This window comes from Streptomyces sp. NPDC002306 (assembly GCF_053593435.1).
In genome coordinates this window covers 58,503-73,190 of record NZ_JBSFCK010000004.1, presented here as the reverse complement: position 1 = coordinate 73,190, position 14,688 = coordinate 58,503, and the positions used below count along the sequence as shown (strand labels likewise).

Below are 14,688 nucleotides of genomic sequence, written 5' to 3'. Positions count from 1 at the left end.
CGGGGTGGGTTCGGTGATGCGCGGCGATGTGACCCATTTGGATGCGGCCGGCCCGGGGCGGACGGTGTCGAGGCCGCCTGGGCGTCGGAGGGGCGGAGCCCGCTCAGAGCAGGCGCCACAGATGGTCGTCGGTCCCGTTGTCGTCGAACTGCACGACCTGGGCGCTGTTCTGGGTGGACATCCCGTCGACGCCGAGGACCTTCCCGCTGTGCCGGTTGCGCAGCAGGAACCAGCCCTCGCCCCGGTCGACCCGGGTCCACAGGTGATCGTCGGTCCCGTTGTCCTCGTACTGGACGACGAGGGCGCTGTTCTGGGTCGACATCCCGTCCACGCCCATGACCTTGCCGCTCTGCCCGTTGCGCACCAGGAACCAGCCGTCGCCCTTGTCGATCAGCTGCCACGCGTGGTCCCCCGTTCCGTTGTCGTCGAACTGCACGACGCGCGCGCTGTTCGCCGTGGACATCCCGTCGACCCCGAGCACTTTTCCGCTGTGTTTGTTGAGAACGCGCCGGAACCGCGGCTCCGGCACCCACGGCCTGCCGTCCGGGGCGGCCGTCGGGAAGGAGGTGATCCGCAGCCTCGCCGCGCCCATCGGGACCAGCGTCACGCGCTCCACGGCGCCGGTCGCCCGTGCCGGGCTCTGCTGGAGAGGAGCGATCACGTGCTCGTCGTCGGCGACCCATTCGGTGACCCGGCGCGCCTCGGCGGTGAGGGTGATCGGCGTGGTCGCGTGGGTGAACGGGTTGGCCGCGAGCGGGCCGGGGGCGCGGTGCGGCACGGGGGACGTGCCCGGTACCAGGCCGTAGTTCCAGGGTGTCGTCGCGTGGACCGCGTACTCGGGGAACGTGTCGTCGCCCGCGTAGCGGACGTACTGCTCGCCGATCCGCAACGCGTAGGTGAGCGGGCCGTGTTCGACGCTCACCGCGTCGCGGTTGGCGTGCCAGGTACGGAGTGTGGTGCGCTGCGGCAGGCTCAGCGTGACGCGGTCGCCGTCCTGCCAGGTGCGTTCGACGCGTACGAACGCCGGGCCGGCCGGGGCGTCGACGGACTGGCCGGCGACCTGTAGCCGGGGCGTCGTGCACCAGCCCGGCACCCGCAGCAGGAGGGGGAACGCCACGGGACGCGGGGTGGACACGGTCAGGGTGACGGTCTCGTCGAACGGATAGTCCGTGTCCTCGGTGACGGTGACCGTCGTGCCCGCCACGGTCGTCCGGACACGGCTGGGCGCGTACATCGCGGCGGCCAGTCCGCCGTCCGGCGTGGCCAGCCACAGCTCCTCGCTGAAGTAGGGCCAGCCCATGCCGTAGTTGTGCGGGCAGCAGCGGTACTGGTCGACGCCGGGCTGGAAGGACTGCATGGCGAAGCCGTTCTGGAACTGCCCCTGGGTCTTGCGGAGATCGTCGAGGTCCACGCTGTTGGCGCTGGTGATGTAGTGCACCCCCGTGCCGTCGGGGTCGAGGGACGCGGGCAGCAGGTTGAACGCCAGCTCCTCGCAGCGGTCGGCCCACACGGGGTCGCCGGTGATCCGGGTCAGCAGTTCGTGGCTGGCCATGAACTCGACGATGCCGCAGGTCTCGAAGCCCTGCCGCGGGTCGCCGAAGCCCGGCCTGATGTTCTCGTCACCGGCGATCCCGCCGCCGGGGAACTGACCGTAACCGCCCAGGACTTGCTCGTAGGTACGGTAGGTCGCCCTGGTCAGGTCGGTGGAGCCGGAGCGCTGGGCGTACTGGGCCGGCTCGCGGAAACCCTGCGCGATGTTGACGTTGTGCGGGCTGGGCAGGGGGCCGGTCCAGTCGGCGCCCCAGTCGTGCATCTTGTCGACGAGGTCGAGGAGGAAGGTCTCCCCGGTGCGGCGGTACAGCCACAGCGCGACGTCCATGCCGTCGCCCCAGCGAAGGGACACCCAGCTCGTGTCGAACGCGCCGGTGCCCTGGGCGTTCATGAAGCGCAGGAACCGGCTGAGGAAGGGCACGATCCGCCCGTCGTGCGCGTACTCCTCGTAGGTGCGCAGCGCCTGGAGCAGCGGAAGGAAGGGCCAGAAGTCGGGACCGCCGTTCAGTGACGTGCGAAGGGCCCGCGGTCCGAAGAAGCCGTCGGACTGCTGGGTGGCGAGCACGGCGTCGATCCAGCGGCGTGCCTGGTCGAGGGCGGCGGTGTCGCGGGTGGCGATGGCGAGGGGGACGTATCCCCGCAGCCAGTAGGGGAGTTCCTCCCAGCCGTCGCGGTCGGGGTGCACCCAGCCGCTGGTCGCGAGGTCGAGGAAGTGGGAGCGCTCCGCGTAACGGCCGCACAGGCCGGTGAGCTGCATCCGCAGCTGGCCGGCGAGCCAGCCCCGGGCGGTGATGCTGCCGGGCGGCAGCCGGGTGAAGGCGTCGGGGGCGAGGCCGTCCGCCGCGGCGGCGGGTGCCGCCGGGAGCAGGGCGCCGACGGCCAGAGAACCGACGGCCAGGCAGCCGCTCTGCAGGAAGTGTCGCCGGGCGAGAGGCATACGGCTTCTCCTGTCGGGGGTGGGGGGAGCGGGGGGAGTGGGGGAGTCGGGTACGGGAGCCTTGTCGGAACCGGGGTCCCTTGGCAGGCCGGACCTGCCGTTGTCGGGCTGGTGCGGCCGTGAGGTGGGGGTATCGGGGGCCATCCCCGTGCGCGGGTCACCTGGCCCCGGTGGGGGTGCGGTCCGCCCGTCCGACGCCCAGCGAGCGAGCGAGCGGATGGACGGACCGCACCATGTGCGCGGATCGGGCTGGTCGAGCGCACGGCTCTCGGCGGGTGGCGGGGAGGCGTCCGCCGAGAGCCGTCACGAGCTCAGACGCACCCGGCGGGCGTCGCCCGTGAGGCGTCGTCGACCAGCGCGCGCTGCGCCGCGCCGAGCCGCTCGACATCGGGCTTGACGACCTTGCGGTCGTACGTCAGCAGGCCGTTGAGCTCGCCCTCGACGTCCGAGATCTGCGTGTAGACGGCGCCGTTGCCGCCCCGGCAGGCGAGCGCGTGCACCTCGGCCAGCTTCTTGAGGTAGTCGTCCGTGTAGGTCGAGGGATCGACGTCCACGTACGACTGCTGCACCGACCAGGCGTGACCCGGGACCGCGAGCCCCAGACCGCCGTACTCACCGGCGACCAGGGCCCGTTCGCCGTCCGGGTGGGGCGGCAGCGCCGGGCTCGGATAGCCGTGCTCGTCCATGATGTCGCCGGTGCCGCCGTCGGCCCCCAGGTTGAGGCCCGACATGCTGTTGACCAGCCGGGTCGGGTCCCAGGCCTTGGCCTGGTCGGCGATGCGGGCCATGTCGTACTGGCCCCACCCCTCGTTGAAGGTGACCCACATGACGATCGACGGGCTGCTGCTGTGCTCGTCGATCACCTGCTTCATCTCGCGCTCGTACTCGGCGCGGGCCGCGGTGCTCGGGTTCACCCCCGCCGCCATCGCCGGCATGTCCTGCCACACCAGCAGGCCCAGCCGGTCGGCCCAGTAGAACCAGCGGTCGGGTTCCACCTTGATGTGCTTGCGGACCGAGTTGAAGCCCATGTTCTTGTGCATCTTCAGGTCGTAGGCGAGCGCCTCGTCGGTCGGCGCGGTGTGCAGGCCGTCCGGCCAGAAGCCCTGGTCGAGCGTGGCCATCATGAAGACCGGCTCTCCGTTGAGCACGGTGCGCGGCACGCCGTTCACCTTCTCGACCGCGATCGACCGCATCCCGAAGTAGCTGCCGACGCGGTCACCGCCGACGCTCACCTTCAGGTCGTACAGGAAGGGGTCGTCGGGCGACCACAGGTGGGCGTTCGGGATCCGCAGGGTCAGGGCGCCGCCGCTGCGGCCGGTGACCGTGCCGACCCTGCGCTTTCCGGCGTACGCGGTGGCCGTGACGGGCAGGCCGTCCCGGACGCCCCGCGGTTCGATCGTCACGGTGCCCGCGTCCACGTCCGGGGTGAGCTTGAGCGTGTCGACGTGGTCGGCGGCCACCGGCTCCATCCACACGGTCTGCCAGATACCGGAGGACGGGGTGTACCAGATGCCGCTCGGGTCCAGGCGCTGCTTGCCCATCGGCGGGTTCTCGCCGTCGGCGGCGTCCGTCGGGTCGTAGACGCCGACGATCAGTTCCTGGGTGCGGCCGGGCTTGAGGGCATCGGTGATGTCCGCGCCGAACTTGTCGTAGCCGCCCTTGTGGTCGGCGACCTTCGTGCCGTTGACGTACACCTCGGCCTGCCAGTCGACCGCGCCGAAGTTCAGCTCCAGACGCTTGCCGGAACCGATCTTCCAGCCGGCCGGGACGGTGAAGGTACGCCGGTACCACATGCGGTCCTCGTGCCGTTCGATGCCGGACAGCTGTGACTCGACGGGGTAGGGGACGAGGATCTTCTCACCGAGGTTCCTGCCCACCGGCGGCCGCTCCCCGGCCTCGGCAGCGGCGAACTGCCAGGAGCCGTTCAGGTTCTGCCAGGAGTCCCGGGTCAACTGCGGCCGCGGGTACTCCGGGTGGGCGTTGCCGGGCGAGACCTTGTCGGCCCACTTGGTGCGCAGCTCGTAGGTGGACGTGTTGGCGCCGCTGCTCCAGAAGGCCTTGACAACGTTGCCGTCCTTGCCGGTCAGGCCGCCTGCGCCGTCGTAGCGGACGTCGGCGAGCCCCGGTGCCGTGCCGGTCTTGTTGCCGACGACGGGCTCCTTGAGCGCGATCAGGAGCGACTTGGGGTCGGCGGGGTCGAGGCGGGCCGTGCCGAGCGGCCAGGTGGCGCCGCCGATCACGGCGTCGAGGTGGTCGGTCAGACCCGCCGGGGGAGCGGAGAGGGCCTGCGCGAAGTCGAGCCGGAGCGTGCGGCCGTCCGTGCCGACGGTGGTGGAGACGGCTCCGTCGTAGTCGAAGCCGTCGGGCAGCCGCAACGCGGACTGCGGGACGGCGGTCTTGGCGCCGCCGGGCGGTGTCCAGCGCAGGTGGAGGTTGGAGCCTCCGTAGTGCTCGAAGTACTCGATCTTGATGTCGTAGGCCTGCCCCGCGGTCAACTCGACCGGCTGTCCGGTCTGTTCACGGTCCCAGTCGTCCACCCAGTGGTCGATGACCAGGGTGTCGCCGACCCAGAGACGGAAGCCGTTGTCCCCGATGATCGAGAAGGTGGTGGGGCCGGTCTTCTCGGGCACGATCTTGCCGGTCCAGCGGACGCTGACGTCGTCCGACTGTCCGGTGGCGAAGTTCAGGCGCGGCTCCAGGGTGTCGAAGTCGAGTCTCGGGTCGAATCCGGTCGCCTTGAGCTCGTGGAAGTCGAAGGCGCCGGGGGCCGACTGCGTGTAGTACTCGCCCTTGAGCCCGTGGACCGCGACGGGGTCGTCGGCCACGCCGACGGCGGGTGTCGCGGCGAGTCCCGCGGCTCCCAGTGCCGCGGCGAGCAGCAGGGCGAGGCGCTGTGTGAGGGGTCTGATGCGCACGGATCCTCCTTGGCTGAGGAAGGGTGGCGGCTCGTTGCTTCAGTCTGTACAACGTTGGAAGGAACGGCAGTTGGCATGAGAGCACGGCTCCCGGCCGCTGTCCAGGGGCATGACAAAAGGCTCCGGGGACGGGCCACCCATCGACGCTGAGGAGATCCCTTGCGGGTCAGCCTGAAGGACGTGGCGGAACGCGCGGGCGTTTCGATCAAGACCGTGTCCAACGTTGTGAACAACTATCCGCACGTCACTCCGGCGATGCGGGCCCGGGTGCAGTCGGCCATCGACGAGCTCGGCTACCGTCCCAACCTGACCGCGCGGCATCTGCGCAAGGGGCGTACGGGGATCATCGCGCTGGCCGTTCCCGAGCTCGGCAACCCGTACTTCGCCGAGCTCGCCGGCGCCGTGATCGACGCGGCCGCCGAGCACGACTTCACCGTGCTGCTCGACCACACGAGCGGCGAGCGGGGCCAGGAGATCCTGGTCAGCCAGGGTTTCCGGGCCCGGGTGATCGACGGGCTGATCCTCAGCCCGCTGGAGCTGGAGTCCGAGGATCTGCAAGGCCGCTCCGACGACGTGCCGTTGGTGCTGCTCGGTGAGCGGGAGTACGACGTGCCCTACGACCACATCGCGATCGACAACGTGGCGGCGGCCCGGTGCGCGGTCCGCCATCTGCTGGGCCGCGGCCGGACCCGGATCGCCTATCTCGGCGCGCGCACCGACTCCGCGAACCGGCCCGCCCACCTCCGGCTGGCCGGCTGGCGCCAGGAGCTCGCGGCGGCCGGGGTGCCCGCGCCGGACAGCCTGGTGGTGCCGGTGGGCGGCTGGGACCGGGACGACGGGGCGCGCGCGATGGCCGAGCTGCTCGACTCGGGGGTGCGCCCGGACGCCGTGTTCGCGTTCAACGACCTGATCGCGATCGGAGCGATGCGGGTGCTGCACGAGCGGGGTCTGCGAGTGCCCTGGGACGTGGCGGTGGTGGGTTTCGACGACCTCGCGGAGGGGCGCTTCGGAGCCGTCACCCTGACCACGGTCTCGCCGGACAAACAGGCCATCGCCCGGATGGCCGTCGCCTCGCTGCTGCGCAGTCTGTCGGGGCGCGAAGTGCCCGGTGGACGTGAACTGACCGCGGAATTCAGGCTGGTGGAGCGGGAGAGCACGCTGGGGCGCCGCTGACGGGTTTCGGACGGAAGGGTTTACAGCCTCCTTCCAACGATGTAAAAACCTCACCGGAACGACGTGCAGACCGAGTTGACCGCAAGAGCCAGCCTCCCCGAGAGCGCTCTCACGCGCCGGGGCCGCCGTGTTTGGGGGACTCCCATGAAGCCCACCGCAGTTGTCCGTCGCATCTCCGCCCGACACCTCCTCGCAGCAGGCCTCGTGACGAGCCTGGCGCTCGTGACCGGATGCACCAAGTCCGAGGGCGACTCGGACAAGAAGCCCGCCGCCTCCGAGCCGGACGGCGCCGGGCAGGTGGTCGCCACACCGAGCACCGGCTCCGGACCGACCTGCACCATCGACGCCTACGGCGGCGAGAAGCTCGACCTGAAGAGCGCCACCGTCGGCTTCTCCCAGTCCGAGAAGGAGGCCAACCCCTTCCGGATCGCGGAGACCGCGTCCATCAAGGCCGAGGCGCGGACGCGGGGCGTCGAACTGCTCACCGCCAACGCGCAGTCGCAGTTCTCCAAGCAGATCACCGACGTCCAGGATCTCATCGCCAAGGGCGCCGACCTGCTGGTCATCGCGCCGCTGAACTCCGACGGCTGGGAGCCGGTGCTGCGCGCCGCGGCCGCCAAGCACATCCCGATCGTGACGATCGACCGCAAGATCAACGCGACCGCCTGCAAGGACTACGTGAGCTTCATCGGCTCCGACTTCGTGCAACAGGGCCAGCGGGCCGCGGACCAGATGATCGAGGCGACCGGCGGCAAGGGCGAGGTCGCCATCCTGCTCGGCGCCGCGGGCAACAACGTGACGACCGAGCGCACCAAGGGCTTCGAGGACCGGATCAAGGAGAAGGCGCCCGGCCTGAAGATCGTGTTCCGGCAGACCGGCGAGTTCGCCCGCGAGAAGGGCCAGTCGGTCACCGAGAACCTGATCCAGTCCAAGCCCGGCATCACGGGGATCTACGCCGAGAACGACGAGATGGGCCTCGGCGCCGTCAACGCGCTCAAGGGCGCGGGCAAGAAGCCCGGCGATGTGAAGATCGTGACCATCGACGGCACCCGCAACGCCGTGCAGGGCATCGTGGACGGCTGGATCTACGGCGTCGTCGAGTCCAACCCGCGCTTCGGGCCGCTCGCCTTCCAGACCCTCGACACCTTCACCAAGGGCGAGAAGGTCGGCCAGGACATCGTCATCCAGGACAGCTCCTACGCCAAGAGCAACGCCCAGGCGGACCTGGGCAAGGCCTACTGACGTGCTCTCGGTGACCCGGCTGTCCAAGTCCTTCCCCGGCGTGCGCGCGCTGTCCGACGTGGACTTCACCGCGCACGCCGGGCAGGTGCACGCACTCGTCGGCGAGAACGGCGCCGGCAAGTCGACGCTCATCAAGGTGCTCACCGGGGTGTACCGGCCCGACGCGGGCGAGGTGTCGTACGACGGCGCGCCGGTGCGCTTCGCCACCCCGCTCCAGGCCCAGCAGGCGGGTATCTCCACCATCTATCAGGAGGTCAACCTCGTCCCCCTGATGAGTGTGGCCCGCAACCTCTTCCTCGGCCGTGAACCGCGCGGCCGACTGGGCCTGATCGACTTCCGGCGCATGCACCGCGAGGCCGACGAGGCCCTGCGCCGGCTCGGCATCCGGGTCGACGTGCGCCGTCCGCTGCGTGAACTCGGCGTCGGAGCACAGCAGATGGTCGCGCTCGCCCGGGCTGTGGCCGTCGACGCCCGGGTCGTCATCATGGACGAGCCGACCTCGTCGCTCGAACCACGGGAGGTGGCCACCCTGTTCGGGGTGATCCGCATGCTGCGCGAGCGCGGCGTCGCGGTCATCTACGTGAGCCACCGCATGGACGAGCTGTACGAGATCTGCGACGCCGTCACCGTGCTGCGTGACGGACGCGTGGTGCACACCGGCCCGCTGGCCGGCCTCGACCGGCTGCGGCTGGTGGCCATGATGCTCGGCCGGGAGATCGGTGAGGTGCGCGCGGAGGGCCTGACGAAGTTCTCCGGCTCGCACGACACGGCGTCCGAACCCGTCCTGCGAGCGCAAGGACTGACGGTCCGTCACCGATTGCGGGACGTCTCGCTCACGGTGCGGCCCGGCGAGGTCGTCGGGCTCGGCGGGCTGCTCGGCTCGGGCCGCAGCGAGACGGCGAAGGCCATCGCCGGGGCACTGCCCACCGACGCGGGCCGGGTGGTCGTCGCCGGAACCCCGGTACGCACCGGCTCCACCGCCGCCGCGATCCGCGCCGGCATCAGCCTGCTCCCGGAGGACCGCAAGGCCGAGGGCATCGTGCCGGGCCTGTCGGTGCGCGAGAACATCGCGCTCGCCGCGCTGCCCGCGCTGTCCCGTTTCGGCCTCGTCGACGACTCCCGCATCGACCGGATCGTCGAGACCTTCATGAAGCGGCTGCGCATCAAGGCGGCGGGCCCCCACCAGAAGGTCGGCGAGCTGTCCGGCGGCAACCAGCAGAAGGTGCTGCTGGCCCGCTGGCTGGCGCTGCATCCCAAGGTGCTGTTGCTGGACGAGCCGACGCGCGGCATCGACGTCGGCGCCAAGGCGGAGGTGCAGGCACTCATCGACGAACTCGCCGACGACGGACTCGCGGTCCTGCTGATCTCCTCCGACCCCGAGGAACTGATCGAGGGCAGCGACCGTGTGATCGTCCTCAAGGAGGGCGTCGTGGTCCGCGAACTGACCGGCGACGGCGTCACCGAGGACGGCCTGATGCGCGCCATCGCGGCCGTACCCGCTGGAGGACACGATGACTGACCTCGCACTCGCGCGCGGCTCGCTGGACCGCGCGCGACTGCTGCGCCTGTCGCAGGAGTACGGCGTCTACGCGGGCGTCGCGGTCCTGCTGCTGTTCAACTTCGCCTTCACGCCGTACTTCCTGTCCACGGAGAACTTCCGCACCCAGGCCGTCCAGGTCGCCCCGGTCCTCGTCGTCGCGCTGGGCATGGCCCTGGCGATCGGCACCGAGGGCGTCGACCTGTCGGTCGGCTCGGTGATGGCCCTGTCCACCTCGCTGCTGTCCCTGTACCTCGGCTACGGGCCGTGGATCGCCGCGCTGATCGCGGTGGTCGGCGGGATCGTGGTCGGCGTGGCCAACGGTGCGCTCATCGCGTTCGTGGGTGTCCAGCCCATCGTCGCCACACTCGCCCTGATGGTCGCGGGACGCGGACTGGCCCTGGTACTGCTCCCCCAGCTCAAGGACGTACGCGATCCCGGCATGGCGGCGCTCGGCTCCGGGGACGTGCTGGGCGTGCCGTACCTGGTCCTGATCGCCGTCGCGCTCGCGCTGCTGGTGGCGTTCGTGATGCGCCGCAGCACCTTCGGACGCCAGGTGCTGGCCATCGGCGACAGCCGGCCGGCCGCCCGGCTCGCCGGACTGCCGGTCAACAGGGTGCTCGTGGTGGTCTACGTCTGTTCCGGCGCGCTCGCCGCCATCGCGGGCATCCTCGCCACCGCACGCCTGACCGCGAGCGACCCCACCTCGCTCGGCAACCTGATGGAACTCTCCGCCATCACCGCCGTGGTCGTCGGCGGCACCCCGCTCAGTGGTGGGCGGGTGCGCATCGGCGGGACCGTCGCGGGCGCCGTACTCATCCAGTTGCTCACCACCACCCTCATCAAGCACGATCTGCCGCCGTCGTGGACCCAGATCGCCCAGGCCGTGGTGATCGTCCTCGCCGTCTACGCGGCCCGGGAACGAGGCAGGCGATGACCGCGCACACCGAGGAGGCCGGCGTGCCGCTCCCGACCACCGGCCGGATCCAGGACGAGCCCCCGCGCGCGAGCCGCTCCGAACGGCTCAGCGCCCTGGCCCAGCAGCACGGCGCGCTGGTGACCCTGGTGATCGCCATGACCATGGCGTCACTGAGTTTCGACACGTTCCTGACCGGCGACAACCTGGAGAACATGGCGCTGTCCTCGGCGTTCCTCGCCGTGGTCGCGCTCGGCATGACCTTCGTGATCGTCACCGGCGGGATCGACCTGTCGGTGGGCTCGTCGTTCGCCCTGGGCGGGGTGCTCGCGGCCTGGGGATCGCGGTACGGGACCGTCGTCGCCCTCCTGCTCCCGCTCGCCGTGTGCGGGCTGATCGGACTCGTCAACGGGCTGCTGATCGCGCGGGTCCGGCTGGCCCCGTTCATCGTCACCCTGGCCGCCATGCTGGGCGCCCGGGGACTCCTTCTGGCGATCACCGACGAGGGCTCGACGACGTATCTGGTCGACAAGGACTCGTTCTTCGCGACCCTGGGCCAAGGCTCGTTGATCGGCATCGGGACACCCGTGTGGATCACCGTGGCGCTGTTCGTGCTGGGCGCGGTCGTGCTGCGGCGGAGCCGGTTCGGACAGTACGTGTACGCGGTCGGCGGCAACGAGGACGCCGGAGCCCTGATGGGCGCGCCGGTGGCCCGTACGAAGATCACGGTCTACACGCTCTCCGGGCTGTGCGCCGGGCTCGCCGGCGCGCTCAACGCGGCCTGGCTGGCGTCCGGCGTGACCATCCTCGGCACCGGGATGGAACTGGAGGCGATCTCGGCGGTGGTCATCGGCGGCACCCTGCTGAGCGGTGGATTCGGTTTCATCAGCGGCTCCCTCGTGGGGGTGCTGCTGCTGAAGGTCATCCAGAACGTCATCAACCAGATCGGCTCGCTCGACTCGGCCTACCAACAGGTCGTCAGCGGCGCCTTCCTGGCCGTGGTGGTCGTCGCGCAGACCTGGCTGGGCCGCCGACGAAGGGTTCTGTGACCGGTGGAGCTGTCGTCGCCGACCGGTCGAGGGGACCGGCCGGCGACGACGCGGGACCCCCCGGCCGTGCGGTGTCCGGCCGGGGCGACGTGGGGGACCAGGTAGTGTCCGGCGGCCGCTGACGCGCCCGGCACGCTGGTACGCGGTGGGGGCTCTCGGCGCGCCGGTCAGCTGACGAAGCGCCACTTCTGGTTGGCGTCATCGGAGTCGCGGCAGCTCCACTGGTGGATCTTGGCACCGTCGTCCTTCGACCACGCCTCGACGTCCACGCACTTGCCGCTGTACCGGCTGACGAGCTTGAACCACTCCCCGCCCGCCTCCTGGATCCGCCAGTCCTGGCTCGCACCGCCGTGGCACGCCCACTGGTGGATCTTGGCTCCGTCGGCATACGAAGGCCCCTCGATGTCGAGGCACTTCTTGCTGTTGAGGTTGACCAGCCGCCAGTAGCCGGAGCCTCGGGGCTGGAACGTCCACTTCTGGTTCGTGTCGTTGTCGAGTCGGCAGCTCCACTGGTGGACCGCGGCGCCGTCGTCCTTCGACCACGCCTCGACATCGGCGCATTTCGCGGAGTTCAGACTCTGCAGTTTGGTCGGGCCGCTCGGTGGGACGGCGATCGAAGCGCCTTCCGCCGAGGTCGCCATGACGGCGGCCAGTCCGAGGGCGAGCGTCGTGGCTACCAGTGATGTCCGCATAGGTGCTCCCGCATCCGATCCGATGTCCGGGCCTGCCCCGTGCGGGCCCCGCAGGCGAACGTAGCGGGGGCGGCGGCGGCTCCGGATCCGCCAGTTGAGTGACCGTACGGCCTTCTGACCAGCAGAAACGATCCCGCGTACCGGTCGGGGGCCGGGTCGCAGCCGGGGGGCGGTCGACATCCGCTCCGCCGTACCCGGTCGCCGGGAACGTGGTGCGGACGCGTCTCCACGTAGGCGCAGGGGTGGTGCGTGGCCGGGACGGCCGAGCCCGCCCGGCGCGGGGCCGGGACGGCCGGGGTCGGGACGGCGGGGGTCGGGACGGCGGGGGCCGGGACGATCACTGTCCGCGCGTGCCGACCACGCGGGCCGTGCCGGAGGCGGCGGCCGTCGGTGACGAGGCGAACCGGCCCGGGGCTAGGATCCAGGGCATGGCCCTGACCGTGAAGGACGTGGACCGGTTCGAGGCGTCCAGGCCCCGTCTGGAGGCCATCGCCTACCGCCTCCTCGGCTCGGCGAGCGAGGCCGAGGACGCCGCGCAGGAGACGTTCCTGCGCTGGCAGGCCGCCGACGTCGACCACATCGAGGTCCCCGAGGCCTGGCTGACGAAGGTACTCACCAACCTCTGCCTCAACCAGCTCACTTCGGCCCGCGCGCGGCGTGAGACCTACGTCGGCCAGTGGCTGCCCGAGCCGTTGCTCGCCGGCGACCCGATGCTCGGCCCGGCCGACACCGCCGAACAGCGCGAATCGGTCTCGTACGCGGTCCTCGCCGTCCTGGAGCGCCTCACCCCCAACGAGCGGGCGGTGTACGTGCTGCGGGAGGCGTTCGGCTACCCGCACCGGGAGATCGCCGAGATCCTCGACATCGGCGAGGCCGCCTGCCAGCAGATCTTCCACCGTGCCAAGAAGCATGTCGCGGAAGGCAAGGCCCGCACCGAGGTCGACGAGGCCGCCGCCCGGAGGATCATCGACGAGTTCCTCACGGCCGCCACCAGTGGCCGGACCGAACTGCTCGTGCGGCTGCTCACCCAGGACGCCGTCGCGGTCGGCGACGGCGGCGGGAAGGTCCCGGCCCGCGCCAAGGCGTTCGAGGGCGCCCTCGCGGTCGCGAAGTTCATGCGAGGTCTGTTCAAGCCCAGCCAGGCCAAGCGCACGCTGGCCGGCGGCTCACCCGAGGTCTACGCCACGACGGCCAACGGCGACCCCGCCATCGTGGCGGTCGTCGACGGCCGGGTCATCGGTGTCATGTGCCTGGACATCACCACCGAGGGCATCGCCGCGTTCCGCAACCAGGTCAACCCCGACAAGCTCGAACGCGCGAACCGGCGATGGGCGGCCGACGACCACGGCGAACCGCTGCTCCAGCTCTTCTGACCTCGATGTGAGGTGCTTCACACCACGTTCCTGTCAGGAAACGGCGGGCCGCCCGGTTCAGGTGGCGAATCCGCTCAAGACAGGAGCCAGGAAATGCAGCACCGAATCGTCGTGCTCGGAGCCGGATACGCCGGAGCCATCGCCGCCGGACGCCTCGCCAAGCGGCTGCGCCGCGAAGAGGTCGCCATCACTCTCGTGAACGCCGAACCCGACTTCGTCGAGCGCGTCCGGATGCATCAGCTCGCGGTCGGCCAGGACCTCAAGTCCCGCCCGTTCAGGGAGATGTTCGCGGACACCGGCGTCCAACTGAGGCTCGCGAAGGTCACCGGCGTCGACGTCGACCACAGGAGCGTCGCCGTCACCGGCGCGAACGGTGCCGAGGAGCTGGCGTACGACACCCTCGTCTACGCCCTCGGCAGCGGCTGGAACGACCAGGGCGTCCCCGGCACCACCGAGCACGCCCACGACATCGCCGCTCGCCCCGGAGCGCTCAGGCTGCGCGAACGCCTCGCCCACCTGGACGCCGGCCGGCCCGTGACGGTGGTCGGCGGCGGCCTCACCGGCCTGGAGTTCGCGACCGAACTCGCCGAGGGCCGACCGGACCTCGACGTGGCCCTCGCGGTCCGGGGCGAGCTCGGCGACTGGCTCTCGCCCAAGGGCCGACGGCACCTGCGCGAGGTCGTCGACAGGCTCGGCATCACCGTGCACGAGCACGCCACCGTCACGGCGGTCGAGGCCGACCGCGTCGTCACCGCGGACGGCACGTCCATCGCGGCCGCGGTCACCGTGTGGACCACCGGCTTCGCGGTACACCCGATCGCGCGGGCCACCACCCTGGAGGTCACCGACACCGGCCGGATCGTGGTCGACGGGTCCATGCGCTCGATCTCGCATCCCGACGTGTACGCCGTCGGGGACGCCGCCATGGCGATGGGCCCCGGCGACAAACCGCTGCGGATGTCGTGCGCCTCGGGCACTCCCATGGCCTGGCAGGCTGCCGACTCCATCGCGGCCCGCCTGACCGGCGGGAAGCTCCCGAACGCGCCGCTGCGCTACTTCAACCAGTGCGTCTCGCTGGGCCGCAAGGAGGGTCTGATCCAGTACGTGACCGCCGACGACCGCGCCGTCCGGGCGGCCCTCACCGGACGGCTCGCCGCCGTCTACAAGGAACTGATCTGCAAAGGCGCGGCCTGGAGCGTCGCCAATCCGACCCTCGGGATCCCGACTCGGCGTCGCCGCGTGACGGCGGAGCCGGACCACCGGGTGGCGGCTGCCACCGCGGATCGGCCGCAATGATCGACAG

The 14,688-nt window shown here is 70.9% G+C and carries 10 protein-coding genes; 7 read left to right on the top strand and 3 right to left on the bottom strand.

The features are described 5' to 3' along the window. Positions 1-103: 103 nt before the first annotated feature. Both ACWCQK_RS10525 and ACWCQK_RS10520 read right to left on the bottom strand, forming a co-directional pair. Complete coding sequence (locus tag ACWCQK_RS10525) at positions 104-2,488, bottom strand: beta-L-arabinofuranosidase domain-containing protein (RefSeq protein ID WP_451154057.1); 2,385 nt, start codon at positions 2,486-2,488, stop codon at positions 104-106. A 311-nt stretch (positions 2,489-2,799) separates the two neighbouring features. Then, the gene (locus tag ACWCQK_RS10520) at positions 2,800-5,403 is read right to left on the bottom strand and encodes a PA14 domain-containing protein (RefSeq protein ID WP_451154055.1); all 2,604 of its coding nucleotides are present in this window, start codon (positions 5,401-5,403) and stop codon (positions 2,800-2,802) included. A 159-nt stretch (positions 5,404-5,562) separates the two neighbouring features. Between ACWCQK_RS10520 and ACWCQK_RS10515 the strand changes: the two genes are divergently transcribed. From ACWCQK_RS10515 to ACWCQK_RS10495, 5 genes are all read left to right on the top strand, one after another. Continuing rightward, positions 5,563-6,576 carry a LacI family DNA-binding transcriptional regulator gene (locus ACWCQK_RS10515; RefSeq protein WP_451154053.1) on the top strand — a complete coding sequence of 338 codons (1,014 nt, stop codon included), beginning with the start codon at positions 5,563-5,565 and terminating at the stop codon, positions 6,574-6,576. Positions 6,577-6,720: 144 nt separating this feature from the next. After that, positions 6,721-7,818, top strand: coding sequence for an ABC transporter substrate-binding protein (locus tag ACWCQK_RS10510; RefSeq protein WP_451154051.1), 1,098 nt, complete (start codon positions 6,721-6,723; stop codon positions 7,816-7,818). A gap of 1 nt (position 7,819) precedes the next feature. Then, positions 7,820-9,337 (top strand): sugar ABC transporter ATP-binding protein, encoded by a 1,518-nt coding sequence (locus ACWCQK_RS10505; protein WP_451154049.1) that lies wholly within the window; start codon positions 7,820-7,822, stop codon positions 9,335-9,337. After that, on the top strand, positions 9,330-10,292 hold the full coding sequence (locus tag ACWCQK_RS10500) for an ABC transporter permease (RefSeq protein ID WP_451154047.1): 963 nt from the start codon (positions 9,330-9,332) through the stop codon (positions 10,290-10,292). The genes ACWCQK_RS10505 and ACWCQK_RS10500 overlap by 8 nt, the downstream gene beginning before the upstream one ends. Beyond that, entirely contained in the window at positions 10,289-11,320 is a 1,032-nt protein-coding gene (locus ACWCQK_RS10495) for an ABC transporter permease (RefSeq protein WP_451154045.1), read from the top strand. Before ACWCQK_RS10500 ends, ACWCQK_RS10495 begins: the two co-directional genes overlap by 4 nt. Positions 11,321-11,487: 167 nt before the next feature. Here ACWCQK_RS10495 and ACWCQK_RS10490 read toward each other — a convergent pair whose 3' ends face one another. Further along, a complete protein-coding gene (locus tag ACWCQK_RS10490; RefSeq protein ID WP_451154043.1) occupies positions 11,488-12,012 on the bottom strand; it encodes an RICIN domain-containing protein in 525 nt (174 codons plus the stop codon). 428 nt (positions 12,013-12,440) lie between these two features. Here ACWCQK_RS10490 and ACWCQK_RS10485 point away from each other — a divergent pair, with 428 nt between their 5' ends. Further along, complete coding sequence (locus tag ACWCQK_RS10485) at positions 12,441-13,385, top strand: RNA polymerase sigma-70 factor (protein WP_451154616.1); 945 nt, start codon at positions 12,441-12,443, stop codon at positions 13,383-13,385. Positions 13,386-13,478: 93 nt separating this feature from the next. Further along, positions 13,479-14,681, top strand: a complete 1,203-nt coding sequence (locus ACWCQK_RS10480) for an NAD(P)/FAD-dependent oxidoreductase (protein ID WP_451154041.1) — start codon at positions 13,479-13,481, stop codon at positions 14,679-14,681. Positions 14,682-14,688 lie beyond the last annotated feature (7 nt).